17 protein-coding genes are annotated in these 19093 nt (G+C 73.9%); 2 read left to right on the forward strand and 15 right to left on the reverse strand.

Annotated features, from left to right (window positions below; all coding sequences use genetic code 11):
- From ALMP_RS24985 to ALMP_RS25000, 4 genes are all read right to left on the reverse strand, one after another.
- Window positions 1-2425 (reverse strand): polynucleotide kinase-phosphatase (locus tag ALMP_RS24985; protein WP_264932007.1); only part of this gene is annotated, 2425 nt, incomplete at its 3' end.
- Window positions 2422-3885, reverse strand: a complete 1464-nt coding sequence (locus ALMP_RS24990; RefSeq protein ID WP_264932008.1) for a 3' terminal RNA ribose 2'-O-methyltransferase Hen1 — start codon at window positions 3883-3885, stop codon at window positions 2422-2424. The genes ALMP_RS24985 and ALMP_RS24990, both read right to left, overlap by 4 nt.
- A gap of 110 nt (window positions 3886-3995) precedes the next feature.
- On the reverse strand, window positions 3996-4928 hold the full coding sequence (locus tag ALMP_RS24995; RefSeq protein ID WP_264932010.1) for a DUF4232 domain-containing protein: 933 nt from the start codon (window positions 4926-4928) through the stop codon (window positions 3996-3998).
- Window positions 4929-5041: 113 nt separating this feature from the next.
- Window positions 5042-5965 carry an LLM class F420-dependent oxidoreductase gene (locus tag ALMP_RS25000; protein WP_264932012.1) on the reverse strand — a complete coding sequence of 308 codons (924 nt, stop codon included), beginning with the start codon at window positions 5963-5965 and terminating at the stop codon, window positions 5042-5044.
- Window positions 5966-6261: 296 nt separating this feature from the next.
- Here ALMP_RS25000 and ALMP_RS25005 point away from each other — a divergent pair, with 296 nt between their 5' ends.
- Window positions 6262-6423 (forward strand): hypothetical protein, encoded by a 162-nt coding sequence (locus ALMP_RS25005; protein ID WP_264932013.1) that lies wholly within the window; start codon window positions 6262-6264, stop codon window positions 6421-6423.
- 49 nt (window positions 6424-6472) lie between these two features.
- Here ALMP_RS25005 and ALMP_RS25010 read toward each other — a convergent pair whose 3' ends face one another.
- The 5 genes from ALMP_RS25010 to ALMP_RS25030 all read right to left on the reverse strand — a co-directional run bounded on the left by ALMP_RS25010 (window position 6473) and on the right by ALMP_RS25030 (window position 9767).
- Window positions 6473-6934 (reverse strand): DUF6099 family protein, encoded by a 462-nt coding sequence (locus tag ALMP_RS25010; RefSeq protein WP_264932014.1) that lies wholly within the window; start codon window positions 6932-6934, stop codon window positions 6473-6475.
- 202 nt (window positions 6935-7136) lie between these two features.
- The gene (locus tag ALMP_RS25015) at window positions 7137-7463 is read right to left on the reverse strand and encodes a nucleotide pyrophosphohydrolase (protein ID WP_264932015.1); all 327 of its coding nucleotides are present in this window, start codon (window positions 7461-7463) and stop codon (window positions 7137-7139) included.
- On the reverse strand, window positions 7460-8629 hold the full coding sequence (locus ALMP_RS25020) for an ATP-binding protein (RefSeq protein ID WP_264932017.1): 1170 nt from the start codon (window positions 8627-8629) through the stop codon (window positions 7460-7462). Before ALMP_RS25020 ends, ALMP_RS25015 begins: the two co-directional genes overlap by 4 nt.
- Before the next feature lie 104 nt (window positions 8630-8733).
- Entirely contained in the window at window positions 8734-9129 is a 396-nt protein-coding gene (locus tag ALMP_RS25025) for a cell division protein SepF (RefSeq protein WP_264932018.1), read from the reverse strand.
- Between the two features lie 122 nt (window positions 9130-9251).
- A complete protein-coding gene (locus ALMP_RS25030; protein WP_264932019.1) occupies window positions 9252-9767 on the reverse strand; it encodes a YceI family protein in 516 nt (171 codons plus the stop codon).
- Between the two features lie 124 nt (window positions 9768-9891).
- Here ALMP_RS25030 and ALMP_RS25035 point away from each other — a divergent pair, with 124 nt between their 5' ends.
- Window positions 9892-10458: a MarR family winged helix-turn-helix transcriptional regulator gene (locus ALMP_RS25035; RefSeq protein ID WP_264932021.1), complete on the forward strand. Its 567-nt coding sequence runs from the start codon at window positions 9892-9894 to the stop codon at window positions 10456-10458.
- Window positions 10459-10510: 52 nt separating this feature from the next.
- On the opposite strand, the gene ALMP_RS25040 is transcribed toward ALMP_RS25035, so the two are convergent.
- The 6 genes from ALMP_RS25040 to ALMP_RS25065 form a co-directional block, all read right to left on the reverse strand.
- The gene (locus ALMP_RS25040; protein WP_264932022.1) at window positions 10511-11296 is read right to left on the reverse strand and encodes a thioesterase II family protein; all 786 of its coding nucleotides are present in this window, start codon (window positions 11294-11296) and stop codon (window positions 10511-10513) included.
- A complete protein-coding gene (locus ALMP_RS25045) occupies window positions 11293-11823 on the reverse strand; it encodes a YbaK/EbsC family protein (RefSeq protein WP_264932024.1) in 531 nt (176 codons plus the stop codon). Before ALMP_RS25045 ends, ALMP_RS25040 begins: the two co-directional genes overlap by 4 nt.
- The gene (gene serA, locus ALMP_RS25050) at window positions 11820-13412 is read right to left on the reverse strand and encodes a phosphoglycerate dehydrogenase (protein WP_264932025.1); all 1593 of its coding nucleotides are present in this window, start codon (window positions 13410-13412) and stop codon (window positions 11820-11822) included. The genes ALMP_RS25045 and serA overlap by 4 nt, the downstream gene beginning before the upstream one ends.
- Window positions 13413-13455: 43 nt before the next feature.
- A complete protein-coding gene (gene sbnA, locus ALMP_RS25055; RefSeq protein ID WP_264932027.1) occupies window positions 13456-14481 on the reverse strand; it encodes a 2,3-diaminopropionate biosynthesis protein SbnA in 1026 nt (341 codons plus the stop codon).
- A gap of 4 nt (window positions 14482-14485) precedes the next feature.
- Window positions 14486-15553 carry a 2,3-diaminopropionate biosynthesis protein SbnB gene (sbnB, locus tag ALMP_RS25060; protein ID WP_264932028.1) on the reverse strand — a complete coding sequence of 356 codons (1068 nt, stop codon included), beginning with the start codon at window positions 15551-15553 and terminating at the stop codon, window positions 14486-14488.
- Window positions 15554-15619: 66 nt separating this feature from the next.
- Window positions 15620-19087: an amino acid adenylation domain-containing protein gene (locus ALMP_RS25065; protein ID WP_264932030.1), complete on the reverse strand. Its 3468-nt coding sequence runs from the start codon at window positions 19085-19087 to the stop codon at window positions 15620-15622.
- Window positions 19088-19093: the final 6 nt, after the last annotated feature.

Consider the following 19093-nt stretch of genomic DNA (forward strand, 5'->3'; position numbering starts at 1 on the left):
GCAGGGCGAGGGAGCGCTTGTGGTTGAGGAAGCGGTGGCGCAGACGGGCGAGGTTGTCGGGGCGGGTGTACTCGGGGCCGTAGATGATGCGCAGGTACTCGCGGCCCCGGCACTTGATGCCGGGCTGGAGGAGACGGCCGTGTTCGCCGCCGCGCACCAGGGCGCCCAGCGGCTTGACGACCATGCCCTCACCGCCGCGGCCGGTCATCTCCAGCCACCAGTCCACGCCGGCCCGCACCGACTCCGGGTCGGCCGTGTCGACGTACAGGCGCCGGGTCGTCTGGAGCAGACCGGTGCTGTCGTGTTCCACCAGGCGGTCCAGCAGGGACAGCTGCTCGTCGTGGGGCAGGGCCGCCAGGCTGCGGCCCTGCACGGCGAGGATCTGGAACGGCGCCAGACGGACCCCCTCCAGGCCTTCCGTGGCCCAGCAGTAGCGGCGGTAGGCCTCGGTGAACGCGGCCGCGTCCGAGGCCCGTTCGCGCTGGCGGGACAGCAGGTCCGAGACGTCGACGCCCCTCGCCGCCGCGCCCTCCAGGGCGGTCAGCGCACCCGGGAACACCGCGCCGGACGCGGCGCCGACGGCCGCGTACTGCGAGCGCAGCAAGCCGGACGCCTTCAGCGACCACGGCATCAGCTCGGCGTCCAACAGCAGCCAGTCCGTGTCGAGTTCGGCCCACAGACCGGCCTCGTCGACCGCCGCCCGGACCCGTCCGAGGATCTCCTCCGTCACCGACTCGTCGTCGAAGAAGGGGCGGCCGGTACGGGTGTACAGGGACCCGGTGGGGCCGTCGACGCCGAACCGTCCGCGCGCCGCCGCCGCGTCCCGGCAGACCAGCGCCACCGCCCGCGAACCCATGTGCTTCTCCTCGCACACGACCCGCTCCACCCCGTCCCGGGCGTACTCGGCGAAGGCCTCGGCCGGGTGCTCCAGGTAGCCCTCGACGTGGGACGTGGCCGTGGGGGCCATCGTCGGCGGGAGGTACGGCAGCAGCCGCGGGTCCACGGCGAAGCGGCTCATGACCTCCAGGGCCGCCGCCGCGTTCTCCTCGCGGATGCCGACCCGGCCCTGGTGCCGGGTCTCCACCACCCGGCGGCCGTGCACGTCCGCCAGGTCCAGCGGACGCCCGTCGTGGCCGCCCGGCGCCTCCGACCGCAGCGGCTTGGCCGGCTCGTACCAGACCCGCTCGGCCGGTACGTCGACCAGCTGCCGCTCCGGCCAGCGCAGCGCGGTCAGCTTGCCGCCGAAGACGGCGCCGGTGTCCAGGCAGATGGTGTTGTTCAGCCAGGTGGCCTCCGGGACGGGCGTGTGGCCGTAGACCACGGCCGCCCGGCCGCGGTAGTCCTCCGCCCACGGGTAGCGCACCGGCAGGCCGAACTCGTCGGTCTCGCCCGTGGTGTCGCCGTACAGGGCGTGCGAGCGGACGCGGCCCGAGGTGCGGCCGTGGTACTTCTCCGGCAGGCCGGCGTGGCAGACGACCAGCCTGCCGCCGTCGAGCACGTAGTGGCTGACGAGTCCGTCGATGAACTCCCGCACCTCGGCGCGGAACTCCTCGCTCTCGCCCTCCATCTGCTCGATGGTCTCGGCGAGACCGTGGGTGTGCTGGACCTTGCGGCCGCGCAGGTGGCGCCCGTACTTGTTCTCGTGGTTGCCGGGCACGCACAGCGCGTTGCCGGACTTCACCATCGACATCACCCGGCGCAGCACGCCCGGGCTGTCCGGGCCGCGGTCGACCAGGTCACCGACGAAGACGGCGGTACGGCCCTCGGGGTGCACACCGTCGGTGTAGCCCAGCTTGCCGAGCAGGGCCTCCAGTTCGGCGGAGCAGCCGTGGATGTCGCCGATGATGTCGAAGGGGCCGGTGAGGTGGGTCAGGTCGTTGAAGCGCTTCTCGGTGACGACGGTGGCGTGCTCGATCTCCTCCGCCCCGCGCAGCACGTGCACCTTGCGGAAGCCCTCGCGCTCCAGGTGCCGCAGGGACCGGCGCAGTTCGCGGGTGTGGCGCTGGATGACCCGGCGCGGCATGTCGGCCCGGTCGGCGCGGGCCGCGTTGCGCGCGGCGCACACCTCCTCGGGCACGTCGAGCACGATCGCGATGGGCAGCACGTCGTGCTGCCTGGCCAGGTCGATCAGCTGGCGCCGGGCGTCCTGCTGCACGCTGGTCGCGTCGACGACCGTGCGGCGGCCGGCGGCCAGGCGCTTGCCCGCGATGTAGTGCAGGACGTCGAAGGCGTCCTTCGTCGCGCTCTGGTCGTTCTCGTCGTCGGAGACCAGGCCGCGGCAGAAGTCGGAGGAGATCACCTCGGTGGGCTTGAAGTGCCGTCGGGCGAAGGTGGACTTGCCCGAGCCGGAGGCGCCGATCAGCACGACGAGGGAGAGGTCGGTGACCGGCAGGGCGCGTGCCCTCAGGGGGGTCTCGGTGGTCATGCGGCCTTCGCCTCCTTCTGGGCGGTCAGGGAGAAGACGGCCATCTGGGTGGGCGGTCCCACCTCGGGGTCGTCGGGTCCGACGGGTCGGAACCCGACCTCGTAGCCGTGCCGTTCGGCGACCGCGCCCGCCCAGGCGCGGAACTCCTCCCGCGTCCACTCGAAGCGGTGGTCGCGGTGCCGGACGTGCCCGGCCGGGAGGCTCTCCCAGCGGACGTTGTACTCGACGTTCGGCGTGGTCACCACGACGGTCCGGGGGCGGGCCGCGCCGAACACCGCGTACTCCAGGGCGGGCAGCCGGGGCAGGTCGAGGTGCTCGATCACCTCGCTGAGCACGGCCGCGTCGTACCCCTTGATCCGGTTGTCGGTGTACGCCAGCGAGCCCTGGAAGAGCGTCACGCGCGCGGCCTGGCGCTCCCCCATGCGGTCCAGCCTCAGCCGCCGGGAGGCGATGGTGAGCGCCCGCATCGACACGTCGACGCCGACGATCTCGGTGAACCGCGGCTCCTTGAGCAGCGCCTGCACCAGATGGCCCTCGCCGCAGCCGAGGTCGAGGACGCGGGCGGCGGCGGACTCCCGGAGCGCGGCGACGATCGCGTCCCGGCGCTGCACGGCGAGCGGCGTCGGCTTCTCCTCGGTCTCCTTCTCCGCCTCGACGGCGTTGTCGATCTCCTCGACCTCGCTGTCGTCGGTCTCGGCGAGCCGCACCAGCTCCAGCCGCTCCATCGCCTGCCGGGTCAGCGACCAGCGGCGCGAGAGGTAGCGGCTGGTGATCAGCTTCTGCTCGGGGTGCTCGGGCAGCCAGCCCTCGCCGGCCCGCAGCAGCTTGTCGACCTCGTCGGAGGCGACCCAGTAGTGCTTGGCGTCGTCGAGGACCGGCAGCAGCACGTACAGGTGCCGCAGCGCCTCGGCGAGGGTCAGCGCCTCGGACTCCAGGACCAGCCGCACGTACCGCGAGTCGCCCCACTCGGGGAACGCGGTGTCCAGCGCGACCGGTTCGGCGGTCACCGTCCAGCCGAGCGGCTCGAACAGACGCCGTACGAGGTCGGGGCCGCCTCGGGCGGGCAGCGCGGGCACTTCCACGCGCAGCGGCCGAGGCCGCGCGGGCAGTTCGGGCCTGGCCGCGCACACGCCCCGCATCGCGCTGGAGAAGACGGCGCTCAGCGCGACCGCGAGCAGGGAGGAGGCCGCGTAGGGGCGGTCGTTGACGTACTGCGCGAGGGCCGCGTCGGGCGCGCCGCCGCGGCCCTTGCCCTTGCCGCGCCGGACCAGCGCCACGGCGTCCACCTCCAGCAGCAGCGCCGCCGTACAGCGCCCGGCGTCGGCCTCGGGATAGAGGACGTGCGCCGTGCCGTAGGAGGTGGAGAACGCCTGCGCCTTGTCGGGATGCTTGTGCAGCAGGAAGCCCAGGTCGGTCGCGGGGCGTTCGGGGTCGCCGGTGGTACTGATCGTCAGGAACACGTGGGTTTGCCTCGAATGGGAAGGGAGCGACGGCCGTCGCTCGTATGTTCTGTCCAACGTACCGACGACACGCCGGACGGACGCGGGATTTTCCGTGCGGCCGGCCCCGGCTACTCCACCGCCCGCTGCCACGGGCGGACCCCGAGCTGCCCGGTGGTCCCCAGGTCGAGGTGGGGTGTCACCATGAACGGGTCGGCGCCGGCCTTGGCCCGGACCCGGACGTAGGGGACGTCGACGGGCGTGCCGGACTGGGTGGTGTTGCGCCACACCAGGGTGGAGGTGGCCTTCTCGCCGGGCTTCAGGGTGACGGGCCGGGGCGGTTCGTCGGGCCCGGCCGCGCTGGAGACGGCGCCGCTGCCCTGGAGGATCCGGACGCCGTCGACGGGCTGGTGCTCGTCGTCGAGCAGCTCCAGCTGCGGGTAGCCCTCGACGCTGTAGTCGCGCTTGCCGCAGTTCTCCAGGTGCAGTCCCACGACGCGCAGGCCCATGGCCGCGTCGCCCTCGTCGGCGGTGACGCGGATCCCGGAGGGCGGGCAGTCCCCCGTCCCGGCCGGTGCCTCGTCGGAGGGGACCTTGGTCACTTCCGTGATCTTCACCCGCGTCACCGGGGAGGCTCCCGGCGGCAGTTCCGCAAGGGCGACGGTGCCGCGCACCGTCTTCCCCGCGCCGACCGCGCCCACGGTCTCGCGCTGGTGGCTCATGGCCTCGCCGGCACTGGAGCTGAAGGTGAACACGATCGTGTAGGTCAGCGCCTCGGTGCCGGTGTTGGTGACTTCGTACTCGGCGGAGACAACCGGGTCGACGGGTCCGCGGGGAAGCGAATCCGCATGGACGCCCAGTCCCCGGCTGGGGCTCGGTGAGGCGGTGGGGACGGTCATGGAGGTGATCCGGACGCCGTCGACGCCCGGATCGGTGACCTGGGTGCGGGGCGGCGGACCGGCCGTGCCGGGGCCGCTGTCGGGCGTACCGGAACGTTCGGACCCACAGGCCGCGAGCAGCAGGCAGGCCGCGAGGGCCGGGAGGAGGGGGGTGGCTCTGCGCATCCGGTCACCCCATCAGCCCGCGGCCCCGGCAACCGTGACGGAAGCCACAGCTCCGGTCACAGGGCTGTCACAGGTGGCGGTGGCCGTCCTCCCGGCCACGGACCTCGTCCGTGCTACGACAGCTGGGACTGCACCTGAGCGGAGATCAGTTCCAGGTGGTCCAGGTCGTGCAGGTCGAGGATCTGGAGGTAGATCCTGCGGGAGCCGACCTCGGCGTACCGGCCGATCTTGTCGACGACCTCGGCCGGGGTGCCGGCCAGGCCGTTGCGCTTGAGCTCGTCGACCTCGCGGCCGATCGCGGCGGCACGGCGGGCGACCTCCTGGTCGTCCCTGCCGACGCAGACCACGAGGGCGTTGGAGTACGTGAGCGCGTCGGCCGCGCGGCCGGCCCGCTCGGCGGCGGCCCGCACCCGGCCGAACTGGCGCTCGGTGTCCTCGATGGAGGCGAACGGCATGTTGAACTCGTCGGCGTGGCGGGCGGCGAGCCGCGGGGTGCGGGTGGCGCCGTGGCCGCCGATCAGCACGGGGATCTTCTTCTGCGCCGGCTTGGGCAGCGCGGGCGAGTCCTTCAGCTGGTAGTGCTCGCCCCGGAAGTCGAAGGTCTTGCCGGCCTCGGTGCCCCACAGGCCGGTGACGATCTCCAGCTGCTCCTCCAGGCGGCCGAACTTCTCCTTCGGGAAGGGTATGCCGTACGCCGTGTGCTCCTCCTCGAACCAGCCGGCGCCGAGGCCGAGTTCGACGCGGCCGCCGGACATCTGGTCCACCTGTGCGACCTGGACGGCGAGGACGCCGGGCAGCCGGAAGGTGGCGGCGGTCATGAGGGTGCCGAGGCGAATGCGGCTGGTCTCGCGGGCGAGACCGGCGAGGGTGATCCAGGCGTCGGTGGGGCCGGGGAGACCGTCGACGTCGCCCATCTTCAGATAGTGGTCGGAGCGGAAGAAGGCGTCGAACCCCAGGTCTTCGGTGGCCTTCGCCACGGTGAGGAGGGTGTCGTAGGTGGCGCCCTGCTGGGGCTCGGTGAAGATGCGGAGATCCATGCCCTCCATCCTGCATCCCGGGCCTTCCAGCGGCCGCACCGGTCCCCGCCGCCTCGTCCGCCCCCCCCTTGCGCCGGTGGCCCGTCAACGCCGCCGGTCCCCCTGACCTCGCCGGTCCCCGGTCGGGTGAAAAAAGTCAACGCCCTACGGAGGCCGCCACGGGGGCCAGTGACCCGCCTGGGCGATGATCGTTGGCTGGGCGGAGCCGGACCGCCCGGCGCCCGCGCCCGGCCGGTCAGCGCCGGGGCGTCACCCGCATCAGGCCTCTCGCGGGGCCGGGGGCCGAGGAGGCCGACATGTCCGAGGAAACCATGAGCCCGGTGGGGCAGCCGAAGGGGCTGCTCCAGCAGATGGAGGAGCTGATGGCGGCGCTGAACGCGGACCTCTCCGCGCTGGAGGCCCTCCAGTCGGGCGCGGCGCCGGCGTGTGCGTCGCGCGACGAGGGCGAGGTCGGCTGAGGTCCCTCGCTCTGGGGGCCGTCGCCCCCAGACCTCCGCCGGTCCGGTCTCACCGCTCCGGTAAGGCGCCCTCTCGCGCCGCCAGCTTCCGCAGCATCTCCAGCACCCGGTCCCGGGACTCGTCCGCCGCGTCGATGGCCTCCATGCACTGCCAGTACGTGCCCTCGCCGTCCGCCGCGCTGGCGATGCCGACGAGGGCGATGCCGACCTCGCCGAGCAGACCGCTCAGGCAGAGCAGGGCCTCGCGGGCGTCGTCCAGTTCGGTGAGCTGGGCGGCGCGCAGGTCGCCCGGGTCGAGGTCCGGGGCGTCGAGCACCCCGCAGCCTCTGCCCGCCAGCTCCGTCAGTCCCAGTGCCTCGCCGCGCAGTTCGGGCGGGCCGGAGACGGCGAGGCGGCTGCCGATCGCCTGCGCCAGGGCCTGCGCCTGCCACACCTCCGTCAGTGTCCGAGGCCCGTCACCGCTGTGTGCGAGAGCGCGCCTGCTCGTCAGAATGAGCCGCACCGCGTCCATGCGCCGCCCCCGTCCGTCTGCGACGTGCTCCTCGCACGTCCGTCACTCGAACTCCCTTGCCCACTACCCAGAGTGAGGGACTGTGGGGCGAAAAGCCAGAGGAAGGCGGAAATCTGTGGACAACAAATCGGTTTCGGGCGGCGGGACGACTCCGGAGAGTGATACTGGAAGATTGCCCTCCGGACTGCGGCGCCGGGAACCTCTACGGCGCCGGGAACCTGCGCTCGTTGCGGTCGATCTTCGCGTCCAGCGCGGCCAGCGGGTCGATGCCGAGCACCTCGCACAGTTGCAGCAGATAGGCGAGGACGTCGGCGACCTCGTCGGTGACCCGGTGGGCGGTGTCCGGGTCGTCCATCACGCGGGCCGACTCCTCCGGGGTCAGCCACTGGAAGATCTCCACCAGTTCGGAGGCCTCCACGCTGAGCGCCGAGGCGAGGTTCTTGGGGGTGTGGAAGGGCTGCCAGTTCCGCGCGGCCGCGAACTCGGCAAGTCGGCGCTGGAGCCGCGCCACGTCGAGGTGTTCTGTCACGGCTCCAGGTGTACCACCGTGACTCCGTCCGTCCCGGCGGCCCAGGAGCCGTCGCTCACCGCCCCGACGCAGCGGATGTGCCCGCGCTCCCCCATCCGGACCGCGAGCCGCAGCAGTTCCTCGCGCTGCCGTAGGTCCAGGGCCCGGTCGAAGCCGTCGGCGAGCACGGTCAGGGCGCGCAGCGCGCCGGGCACCTCGCCCGGCGGGTCGACGTCCAGGACGCCGGGGCCGGTCAGCAGCACCAGGGTGAGGGCGAGATAGCGCAGCTCGCCGTCACCGAGGCGGGCCAGGTCGGTGCGCGGGGCGGTGCCCCGGTCGAGCAGGGCGCGGACGGTGCCGTCGCCGAGGGGTTCGGCGAGCACGTCGGTGACCGGTCCGGCGCAGCCGGCCCGGACGGCGGCGACCAGCTGCGCGTGCCGCCGTCCGCACTGCGCCCGGGTGCGCAGGAGCACGTCGGCGAGGTTGTCGCAGCCGCCGAGCAGCCGGCCGGAACCGATGGGGACCGGGGCGCGCATCCGTTCGGGCCGGGGGTCGCAGGCGAAGACCGAGCACAGGGCCACCAGCAGCTGTTCGGCGGCGGCGAGCACCCTGCGCTGCCCGTCGGTCCCGCCGGCTACGCGCAGCGGCAGCAGCGCGGTGCCGAGGCGGTCGTCGGGGAGCGGGGCGCGGGTGACCGGGGCGGAGCCGGCGGTGTGCCAGGCGGCCTGCACGGTGCGCCGCGCCGGGTCGCGCAGGGCCGTCTCCAGCAGCACGAGACCGCCCGCGCTCAGCCGCTCCCCCACGATGCGCAGGCCGGGTTCGGCCTGGACGGCGACGTCGAGCCGGACCGGGCCCTGGGGGCCGTCGGCCGTGCAGCCGATCCGGAAGCCGCGTCGGCGCTGGGCGTCCGGCCGGGCCCGCTCGGGCACGCAGGCGACCGGGTCCGGGAACACCTCGCCGACGCCGGCGCCGGCCGCCAGCCGGGCCAGCGCCTGGTACGCCCGCAGGGCGCTCGTCTTGCCGCTGCCGCTGGCCCCCGCGAGCAGGGTGACCGCCCCGAGCGGGAACCGCGCTCCCCGGTGCCCCGCGAAGGCGGAGAGCCGCAGCTCCGTCAGACGGGGCCGCCCGGTGCGCGGCCGGGCGGCGGACGGGGGCGGGGACACGGGGGCGGCGAAAGGCGCGGTCATAGGCGGACCGTAGGACCGCGCGCCCCGGCCGAACCGTCCCCCCGGACGATGTTCCTACGAACGGGCGACGGCGGGGGGTGGACAGGCCCCGGGGGCCCTCGGCCTCAGACGCCCGGTACCCCCGCGCCCTCCATGATTCCGCTCACCTCGGTGCCGGGCGGGGTCAGCAGGAAGACGTTGCGGTCGACGCGGTGCATACCGCTGGCGAGGCCGAAGACGACGCCCGTGGAGAAGTCCAGGACGCGCTTGGCGACCTCGCTCTCCGCGCCGGTCAGGTCGAGGAGGACGGGGATGCCCGACATCAGCGTCTCGGCGACCTCGCGGGCGTCCGCGAACACGTTGACCCGCAGGACCACGAAGCGGCGGCGGGTCTCGGTCTCGGCGTCCGGCAGGGAACGGTGGTTCACCGCCGAAGGCCAGGCGTCCCGGCCCCGCAACGGCACGACCTGGGCGAGCCCCTCCCACTGTTCATCGGTGACGTCGTAACGGTTCACCGGCACCCCCCGAACTGACTCGCACTCAATGCCTGCACCAGCCAATTCTTACGCCAAGTCACCCGTTCGGCCCAACAGCGACACGGACCGCGACCGACTCAGGCGTCACACGGGGGCTTCGTCCCAGGTCAGCCCCGGGTGCGCCGGAAACGGAGCGAGGCGGTGACCGTGGTCAGGCCGCGCATCATGCCCAGCTGGTTCCAGCCCATGCCGAACTCCGCCCGGTCGACGGTGAACTCGGCGTCGAGGGTGAGGACTTCGGCGCTCGCCCCGTTCAGCCGCGCGGTGAAGGAGTGCGGCCGACTGATGCCGCGCACGGTCAGCTGGCCGGAGACCTGGACGGTCCCGCCGTCGCGGAGTTCGACGGAACGGGCCGCGAAGGTGATCTCGGGGTGGTTGTCGGCGTCGAAGAAGTCGGCGCCGCGCAGATGGGTGTCGCGCTTGGCGTTCTTGGTGTCCAGGGAGGCCACGTCGAGGGTCAGGGTGCCGGTGGCGGTCCCGTCGGGCCCCACCTCGCCTTCGCCGGCGACGCCGGCGAAGGCGCCCTTGACGGTGACGAGGCCCCACATCGTGCGGTGCTTCAGCGCGACGGTCGAGGCGCTCGCGTCGAGCTGCCACAGTCCGGTTTCCACGGCGACGGTCATGGTCGTGTCTCCTGCTCTGTCCCGCACCAGTGATTCAAATTTGGATGACCTCGCTCACGCTAGCGGGTAATCCAAAACTGAACAAGCCCCTGATGCAAATTTGGACAACCGGTAGACTCGACCCATGGCCGACCCCGAGGAGCACGCCCACGACCTGCCCGAATGCCCGTCCGCCCAGGCGTCCGGGCTGCTGCCGTCCGAGCTGCGGGCCTGGATGATCGTGCTCGCCGCGACGGGCGCCGTGGAGCAGCGGCTGCGGTCGGTGGTCAAGCGGCGGCTCGACATCTCGCACGACGAGTTCCTGGTGCTGTGCCTGCTGGCGGAGCAGCCCGGGGAAGGTCTGCGCATGACGCGCGTCGCGGAGCTGCTGGGGCGTCCCAAGACCCGGCTCACCTACCAGATCGCGTGCCTACAGCACGCCGGCCTGGTCACCCGCAAGTCGGTGTGCGGGGACAAGCGGGGCGTCGAGGTCGCCCTCACCGACAAGGCCCGCCGCCTGCTGCGGGAGGCCTCCGACGAGCTGTCCGCGACGGTCACCGACGCCCTCGCCCAGGTCATGGGCCCGGACCAGCGGGACGCCCTGCGCGGGCTCATGCCGGGCCTGCGCGAGGAGGGGCGGGAGCCGTCCGCCGCCGGGACGGACCCGGCGGCGCGGACGTCCCCGCGGGGGGCGGTCGGCACACCCGACTGAGCAGGGCGGCCGCCGCGCGCCGCCCGCCTCCCGCCGCGGTCGTGACCGCCGGTCAGGCGGTCCGTCCGGTCATCCGGGCGGCGATCATCCGGGTGAGGGACTCGCGGCGGTCCTGGAGGTAGAAGTGACCGCCGTCGAGGACGTCCAGGCGGAACCCCTCCGGGGCGACGTCGGCCCAGTCCGACATGTCGTGGACGGTGATCGAGGGGTCCCGGTCGCCGACGTAGGCGTGGACGGGGCAGCCGACCGGCTCGGCGGTGCGCGGGCCGTAGGTGCCGACGACGGTGAAGTCGGCGCGGATCGCGGGCAGGACGATCTCCCGCAGGTCGGGGTCGGCCAGCAGCGCCTCGTCGGTGCCGCCGAGCCGGCGGACCTCCGCGATCAGGGCGTCGTCGCCCTGCTCGTGCAGGCGCTTCGGGGTGAGCCGGTGCGGCGGCTTGCGGCTCGACACGTGCAGGGCCGCCGGACGCGTCCCGTGCTCCGCGGCCAGCCGCAGCGCCACCTCGTAGGCCAGGGAGGCGCCCATGCTGTGCCCGAACAGGGTCAGCGGCACGTCCAGCAGCGGCAGCAGCGCCTCGGTGACCTGCTCGGTGAGTTCCTCCATGCTGTCGACGCAGGGGTCGGTGAGCCGGTCGTGCCGGCCCGGGTAGCGGGCCACGACGACCTCGGTGTCGCTGTCGAAGGCGGTGCCCCAGGAGTGGAAGAAGCTCGCCGAGCCGCCCGCGTGCGGCAGGACGAGCAGGCGGCGGGCGGGGGTCGCGGTGACCGCGTAGCGCCGGAACCACCGGTCGCCGTCGACGCGGGCGCGCGGTGCGGTGGGGTGGGGGCCAAGGCTCATGCTGTCGTCCTTCGGGCGGGCTCCGGCCGGGCTGCGGGCCCGGCGGCGGCGTGTTGGGCGATGGGTTCCACCCGGGGGCGGGCGAGAGCCACGTAGTCGTCGGTGGCGAGGGCGACCGAGCGGTCCAGCCGGGCCGCGTTGAAGAAGATCTCGTCGTGCACGAGCAGCTCCGGGTCGACCACCAGGTCCAGGTCGGGGTGGCGGGCGAACGGCATCACCGAGCCGCTGACGCTGCCCGCCAGCCGCTCGGCCACGTCGCGGGCCGCGAACGCCGCCTCGGAGCCGCCGTACATGCCGCGCAGGCCGTCCAGGTCCACGCGGCGGTCGCCCGGCACCACCGCCAGCACGTACCGCCGGGAGCGGCGGCCGGTGGCGACGCGGACCACCAGGCACTTGGCGGCCTGGGCGAGCGCGTGCCGGCGCAGTCGGCTGGCCCGTTCGGTGTGCCCCTCCGGAGGGTGGTCGATCAGCCGGAACCTGGCCTGGGCGCCTTCCAGCTCCTCCAGCAGCCAGTCGTACGCCGTCATCCGCCGAGCTCCGGACGCCAGGCGCGGACGGCGCCGATACGGGCGGCCGCGTCGTCCAGCACCGCCGGGTCCAGGGGCGCGGTGGTGACCAGCGCGACCAGGACCGTGCCGTCGGCGGCGCCGGCGCGGGCCAGCCGCAGGCACTGCACGTCCACCCCGGCCCGGGCGAGCGTCTCGCCCACCCCGCCGATCACCCCGGGCGCGTCGGGCGCGAGGAGGAAGGCAAGGTGGTCGTCGAGCGGCAGGTCCACCTCGTGGCCGAGCAGCTCCACCAGGCGTTCGCCGCTGCGGTGGCCGGTCAGGGTGCCGGAGACCGAGACCCGCTCGCCGCCGGACAGCGTGCCCTCGACCCGTACCAGGCCGCGGTGCTCGGGGCTGCCGGGTCCGGTGACCAGTTCGGTGGCGACCGCGCGCTCCTGGGCGAGCAGCGGGGCGTTGACGTAGGTGACGCCGCCCTCGACCACCGGCGCCAGGAGGCCCTTGACCGCGGAGAGTTCCAGGGCCGTCGGGTCGTGGCGGGCGATCTCGCCGCCGACGGTGACGCGCAGCCGCCCGGGCAGCTCCCCGGCGGTGGCGGTGAGCAGTCGGCCCAGCCGCTCCGTCAGCGCCAGCCACGGGCCGAGCTCGCCGTCGACCTCACCCAGCCGCACGTTGACCGCCTCCGGCACGAAACGGCCGGACAGCGCCTCGCGCACGCTGCGGGCGACCGCGACCCCGGCGCGTTCCTGCGCCTCGACGGTACCGGCCCCCAGGTGAGGGGTGACGACCACGTTGTCCAGCTCGAACAGCGGGGAGTCGGTGCAGGGTTCGGTGGCGAACACGTCGATGCCCGCGGCCGCGACCCGCCCCTCCTTCAGCGCCGCGTACAGCTCCGCCTCGTCGATGATCCCGCCGCGGGCGGCGTTGACGACGCGGATGCCCGGCTTGACCCGGTGCAGCGCCTCGAAGCCGAGCAGGCCGGCGGTCTCCGGTGTGCGGGGCAGATGGACCGTCAGGAAGTCCGAGGACTCCAGGAGTTCGTCGAGGCCGACCATCCGTGCCCCGGTCCGCTCGGCGTGCCCGGCCGGTACGTAGGGGTCGTAGGCGAGCAGCCGCATCCCGAACGCGGCCATCCGGTGGGCCACCAGGGAGCCGATGCGGCCGAGGCCGAGGATGCCGAGCGTCTTGTCGGCCAGCTCCACGCCGGTGAACCGGCTGCGCTTCCACTGCCCGTCCTTCAGCGCGGCGTCGGCCTGCGGGATGTTGCGGGCCACGGCGAGCAGCAGGCCGACGGTGAGTTCCGCGGCGCTGACGACGTTGGAGGTGGGGGCGTTGACCACCATCACACCCGCCCGTGACGCCGCGGGCACGTCCACGTTGTCCAGGCCCACTCCGGCCCGGCCGATCACCTTCAGCCGGGTGCCCGCCGCGATCGCCTCCGCGTCCACGCGGGTGGCGCTGCGCACCAGCACCGCGTCGGCGCCGGGCAGGGCCGCGAGCAGCGAGTCCCGGTCGGCACCCGTGCAGTACCGGATCTCGAAGTCCGGGCCGAGGGCGTCGACGGTGGCGGGCGAGAGTTCCTCGGCGATCAGTACGACTGGCTTGTCCATGTCGCGGGTTCCTTGTCTCGGGGGCTCGAGGGCTCGTTCGGGCTCAGCCGGCGCCGGGGACCAGCTCCAGCTCCTTCTCCGCTTCCTGGTCCGCTTCGTGGTCCGGCTCCACCGCGTCCCAGGTCCGCGGCGCGCCGAAGTGCCGCTCCACCCACGCGGGGTCGTACACGGTGTCGAGGTAGCGGTCGCCCTGGTCCGGGGAGAGGGCCACGGCGGTGTGCCGCTCGCCGCTCGGGCGCCCGGCCAGCCAGCGCAGGGCGCCGCTGACGACCGTTCCGGTGGAGCCGCCGAACAGGAAGCCCTGGCGGGCCATGGCGTGGCAGCTCTCCAGGGTGTCCCGCTCGGGCACCATCACCACCTCGTCGATCAGCCCCTCGTCGAGCAGCTGGGGCCGTACGCCCGCGCCGAGGCCGGGGATGCGGCGGGTGAGGGCCGGCCCGCCGAAGGTCACCGAGCCGACGCTGTCGACGGCGACGATCCGCACGCCGCCCCGCTCGCGGAAGTAGCGGGCGCAGCCCATCAGGGTGCCGGTGGTCCCCGCGCCGACGAACAGCACGTCCAGGTCGGGGAACTGGGCGGCGACGGCGGGGCCGGTGGAGCGGTAGTGGGACAGCCAGTTGTGCGGGTTGGTGTACTGGTTGAGCCACACGTAGTTGGGGTCGAAGTCGACCAGGCGCTGGACGTAGTCGATGCGGGCGCCGAGCAGCCCGCGTTCCTTGTCGGGGCGGGAGATGACCAGGACACGGGCGCCGAAGGACTCCATCAGCCGCCGGGTGGCGGTGTTGCAGCGCGAGTCGGTGACGCAGACGAAGCCGTAGCCGCGGTGGGCGGCGATCATGCTGAGCGCCACGCCGAGGTTGCCGGAGGAGGACTCCACCAGCACCGCGCCCGGGGTCAGCGTGCCGTCGCGCTCCGCGGCGAGCACCATCTCCAGGGCGGCCTTCAGCTTCACGGAGCCGGCCAGGTTGATCCCCTCGTACTTGAGATAGAGGGGGACGTCGAAGACGGGCCGCAGGTCGACGAAGACGTCGTCGACGTTGATCTCGTACGGGGCGGTTATGACGGTCACTGCGTCACCGTGTTCCGTTCGGGGCCGCCGGGCCGCCGGCGCGGCCGTAGCGGTCCAGCTCGTGGAAGAAGCCGTCGACCACCGTCAGCCGGCCGGTGTCCCGCAGGGTGTCCAGGACGTAGCGGCCCACGGCGAGGTCGAGCACGCCCAGGCCGAACGGCGAGAAGACCACGGGCCGGTCGGCGGGCAGCTCGACCCGTCCCTCCAGGACGTCGTGGAGCGTGCCGTCGATGAAGTCCCGGTTGCCGGTGAGCTGTTCGACCAGGTGCGGGGAGGTGTCCGCCTTCAGGCAGTGCTCGACGTCGTCGAGGATGTTGGCGGAGGCGAGCAGGATCTCCGGGGCGAGGTCGCGCAGGGACACGTTGAGGACCAGCGGGTTGTGCGCGAACCAGGACGGGTCGTGCAGGTACGGGCTCGGCGCGACGGTGGCCAGCACGATCAGGTCGCTGGAGCGGACGAGTTCCTCGGCGGTGGGGTGGACCACGACGGGGGCGTCGCCGGGGCGGCCGGTGAGGTAGCCGGCGAAGGACTCGGCGTGTTCCTGGGACAGGTCGTGGACACCGAGTTCGTCGAAGGTCCAGCCGGTGGCCTCCAGGTAGTGGTGGATGTAGCGGCCGATGAGTCCGCCGCCGATGAAGCCGATCCGGCGCGGGCGCTCGCCCCGGCTGAGCCGGTCGGCGGCCAGGGCGGCGGAGGCGGCGGTCCGGGAAGCGCTGATGATGGAGCTCTCCAGGCAGGCCATCGGATATCCGGTGACCGGGTCGTTGAGGATGAGCACCGCGGAGGCCCGGGGGATGCCGGCCTGGACGTTCTCGGGGAAGCTGGAGATCCACTTCAGGCCGTCGGTGGGGCGGTCGCCGCCGACCGAGGCGGGCAGGGCGATGATGCGCGCGCTCGGCCGGTCGGGGAAGCGCAGGAAGTAGGAGGGCGGGTTGACCGAGTCGCCGCGGCCGTGCAGCCGGTAGACGTCCTCGACCACGTTCACGACGTGCTTCTCGCTGCCGGTGAGCACCTCGGCCACCTGCGCGCCGGTGATCACGGCGAAGGGCGGCACGAGCGGCTGGCGGGACATGGTTGCTCCATCCGTGGGTGGTGGGTGGGCGGCCGGGCGCGGCGGACGCGCCCGGCCGGGGACCGGTCAGGGGTGGGCGGGGACGGTGACCGGGTCGCCGAGGACGACCGCGACGCGCCGGTCCCCCTCGTAGGGCTCCCGGCTGTGCGCCATGCGCAGGTTGTCGACGACGAGCAGGTCCCCGTCGCGCCACGGCTCGCGGAGCGTGTGCTTCTCGTAGACGCCGTTGATGGTGAGCACGGTGTCCTCGTCGAGGCGGTCGCCGCCGCCGTAGCGGCTGTTGAACGGCAGCCCGTCGGGGCCGAACTCGAACATCAGGTACTCGCGGATGACCGGGTCGAGGGTCCACTCGTTGAGGAACGCGATCTGGTTGAACCAGCCGCGCCGGCCGGTCACCGGGTGGCTGAGCACGGCGGCGGCGCGCTGTCGGGTGCGCAGGTCGCCGCCGGGCTGCCAGTGGCACTCGATGCCCCGGGCCGCGCAGTACGCCTCGACGGCGGCGCGGTCGTCGGTGCCGAAGGCGTCGGCCAGGCCGACGCCCACGGTGCCCGTGTAGCTGCGGTCGACCAGCCAGCCCTCGGTCTCGAAGCGGGCGACGAGGTCGGCCGGCAGCGCCCGCAGCACCTCGGCGGAGTCGCTGACGCCGGTGGCGCCGCCGGACTCGGGGGCGGTGAGGCAGGCGAACAGCAGGGTGGCCGGCACCTCACGGGCGTAGCTCAGCTCGTGGTGCATGCACATGGGCTGGTCGACGGGCCACTCCGAGGACGAGTACACGCCGTCGGCGAGCAGCCGGCGCGGGGCGAAGCCCTCCCGTTCGGTCATCACCTCGTGCAGCAGGGTGCGGCCGACCCGGCCGACGGTCTCGGCGTCGGCCAGGCCGAGGCCGCGCACCAGCAGCGCGCCGTGCTCGGCGACCGTGGCCCGCAGCCGGCCGGCGTGCTCGGCGGTCCAGGCGGCGGGGTCGGCGGGGGGCGGCCCGTCCAGGGTGAGCACCGCGGGGCGGCCCTCGGTGCGGATCACCTCGAACGGCGCGGCGGTGACGGCGGCGGACGCGGCGGCGGGTGCGGCCGTCGCCGGGCCGGTCGCGGCGGCGGTCGCGGGTGCCGCCTCGGGGGCCGGGGCGGCACCGGCCGGGTCGTCGAGGAAGGCGGCGAGCGCCGCCAGCGTCGGGTACCGGGTGACGTCGCGCAGGGTGAAGGCGCGTTCCATGCGGACGACGAGCCGCACCGCGGACAGCGAGGTGCCGCCCAGGTCGAAGAAGCCGTCGGTGCGGCCGATCCGCTCGGCCGGCACCTTCAGGACCTCGGCCCAGGCCGCGGCGAGCCGGCGCTCGGTGTCGGTGCGGGGCTCCTCGCGCTCCCCCGCGCCGTCCGGTTCGGCGAGCTCGGCGGCGACGGTGCGCAGGATCTTCTTGTCGGTCTTGCCGTTGGGGGTGAGCGGCAGCGCGTCGAGCCGTTCCACCCGGCTGGGCACCATGTACGCCGGCAGCACCTCGCGCAGCCGGTCGCGCAGGGCGTCGGACTCCTCGACGGAGCCGCACTGGAAGGCGACGAGATGGCGTCCCCGGTCGGGCGAGTCGACGACCACGACGGCCGCGTCGCGGACGTCCGCCAGGCGCAGCAGCTGGTTCTCGATCTCCCCGATCTCGATCCGGAAGCCGCGGATCTTCACCTGGGCGTCGCGGCGGCCGAGGAACTCCAGGGTGCCGCCGGGCAGCCAGCGCCCGAAGTCGCCGGAGCGGTACAGGCGCCGGCCCGGCCGGTGCGGGTCCTCACCGAAGGACTGGGCGGTGCGCTCGGGGTCGTTGACGTAGCCGCGTCCCACGCAGACGCCGGAGAAGACGATCTCGCCGGGCGCGCCGAGCGGCACCGGGCGCAGCTCCTCGTCCACGACGTACACCGAGACGTTGGCGACGGCGCGGCCGAGCGGCACCGAGTCCCACACCGGGACGGCGGTCATCACCTCGTGGTTGGTGTCGTCGGACGTCTCGGTCAGGCCGTAGGCGTTCATCAGCGGGATGTGCGGGAAGCGCGCGAACCAGCGGACCGCCAGCTCCTTCTTCAGGGCCTCCCCGGTGACCGAGACGCAGCGCAGCGCGGGCAGGTCGCGGGGGCACTCCTCCAGGCGGCTGAGCACGACCTCCAGATAGGACGGGACGACCTGGAGGATCGCGACCTCGCCGTGCTCGACGGTGTCGAGGTAGCGGTCGACGTCGAGGATCGCCTCCTGCTCGACGATGAGGGTGCGGCCGCCGACGACCAGGGCGGCGACCAGCTGCCACAGGGAGATGTCGAAGGTCTGCGGGGCGGTCTGGGCCACCACCTGGCCCTCGGTGATGTGCTGGTCGTCGATCTTGGCGAACAGGTGGTTGACGAACCCGGCGTGCTCGCACATGGCGCCCTTGGGTTCGCCGGTGGAGCCCGAGGTGAAGTACAGGTAGGCGAGCTGTCCGGGGGCGACGGGCACGCCCGGGTCGTGCGCGGGGCGGTCCTCGGCGTACGCGGCGGCGGCCGTGAGGAGTTCGACGCCCTCGGGGGCGGCCCGCTCCAGGCCGGCGAGGCAGTCGTCCTGGGTGAGCGCCAGGCGGCAGCCGCCGCGGGTCAGGACGCGGGCGGTGCGGTCGGCCGGTGCCTGCGGGTCGACGGGCAGGTAGGCGGCGCCGGCCTTGAGGACGCCGATGACGCAGGCGAGCCAGTCCAGGGTGCGCTCGGTGACCACGGCGACCACGGCCTCGGCGCCCAGGTCGCGGGCGAGCAGCGCGTGGGCGACGCGGTTGGCGCGGGTGTTGAGCTCCTCGTAGGTCCAGGAGCGGCCGGCGTGCACGGCGGCGACGTCGGTGGGCCGGCGGCGGACCTGCTCCTCGAACAGCTCGTGGAACCGACGGTCCGGCAGCTCGCGTTGGGGGCCGGAGAGTTCGTGGATCTGGTGGTGGTGCTCGGCTGCCGACAGCAGGCTCCCGGCGCGGGCCGGGGCGTCGGGGGTGCCGGCCAGGTGCTCCAGGGCGGTGACGTGGTAGCCGGCGACCCGCTCGGCCGCGGCGGCGTCCAGGACGTCGGTGCGGTAGCCGATCAGCAGGGCGGGGCCGTGCGGGTCGACGCGCGCGGCGACGCGCAGCACGGTGTCCGGTGACGGCGCGGCGGGCGCGCCGGTGAGGTGTCCGAGGTCCAGTACGGTCTCGAAGGCGCCCTCGGTGGGTTCGGCGGCGGCCCGCGCGGACGCGGTGAGCAGCGCCCGCCAGGTGTGGCCCTCCAGGGTGAGGGCGAGCGGGCGGGCCGGGGCCGGGTGGGGCGCCGGGGGCAGGTAGCCGGTGCGCACGGTGTGTTCGCCGCTGAGGGCGGTCAGGACGGCCGTGTGGGCGGCGAGGGCGGCGGCCTCCCAGCCGACGCCGGTGCGGCGGGCCAGCAGCCGGACGCGGGCGGCGAGCCGGCCCGGCACGGGGTGGCGCAGCTCGGCCCAGCCGGTGCGGGCCGGCTCGCCGTCCGGGGCCGGCGGCACCCAGCGGGGCACGGTCCGGGGGGTTGCGGTGGTGGTCATCGCTGT

The sequence above is a fragment of the Streptomyces sp. A012304 genome, from assembly GCF_026008495.1.
GTDB lineage: Bacteria > Actinomycetota > Actinomycetes > Streptomycetales > Streptomycetaceae > Streptomyces.

Excerpts from the sequence above, each read along its gene's own strand:
- ALMP_RS25035 (WP_264932021.1), top strand. The coding sequence starts at position 9,892 with ATGGCCGACCCCGAGGAGCACGCCCACGACCTGCCCGAATGCCCGTCC.
- ALMP_RS24995 (WP_264932010.1), bottom strand. The coding sequence starts at position 4,928 with ATGCGCAGAGCCACCCCCCTCCTCCCGGCCCTCGCGGCCTGCCTGCTG.
- ALMP_RS25005 (WP_264932013.1), top strand. The coding sequence starts at position 6,262 with ATGTCCGAGGAAACCATGAGCCCGGTGGGGCAGCCGAAGGGGCTGCTC.
- serA (WP_264932025.1), bottom strand. The coding sequence starts at position 13,412 with ATGGACAAGCCAGTCGTACTGATCGCCGAGGAACTCTCGCCCGCCACC.
- ALMP_RS25040 (WP_264932022.1), bottom strand. The coding sequence starts at position 11,296 with ATGAGCCTTGGCCCCCACCCCACCGCACCGCGCGCCCGCGTCGACGGC.
- ALMP_RS25020 (WP_264932017.1), bottom strand. The coding sequence starts at position 8,629 with ATGACCGCGCCTTTCGCCGCCCCCGTGTCCCCGCCCCCGTCCGCCGCC.
- ALMP_RS25065 (WP_264932030.1), bottom strand. The coding sequence starts at position 19,087 with ATGACCACCACCGCAACCCCCCGGACCGTGCCCCGCTGGGTGCCGCCG.
- ALMP_RS25000 (WP_264932012.1), bottom strand. The coding sequence starts at position 5,965 with ATGGATCTCCGCATCTTCACCGAGCCCCAGCAGGGCGCCACCTACGAC.
- ALMP_RS25045 (WP_264932024.1), bottom strand. The coding sequence starts at position 11,823 with ATGACGGCGTACGACTGGCTGCTGGAGGAGCTGGAAGGCGCCCAGGCC.
- sbnB (WP_264932028.1), bottom strand. The coding sequence starts at position 15,553 with ATGTCCCGCCAGCCGCTCGTGCCGCCCTTCGCCGTGATCACCGGCGCG.
- ALMP_RS25030 (WP_264932019.1), bottom strand. The coding sequence starts at position 9,767 with ATGACCGTCGCCGTGGAAACCGGACTGTGGCAGCTCGACGCGAGCGCC.
- ALMP_RS25010 (WP_264932014.1), bottom strand. The coding sequence starts at position 6,934 with ATGGACGCGGTGCGGCTCATTCTGACGAGCAGGCGCGCTCTCGCACAC.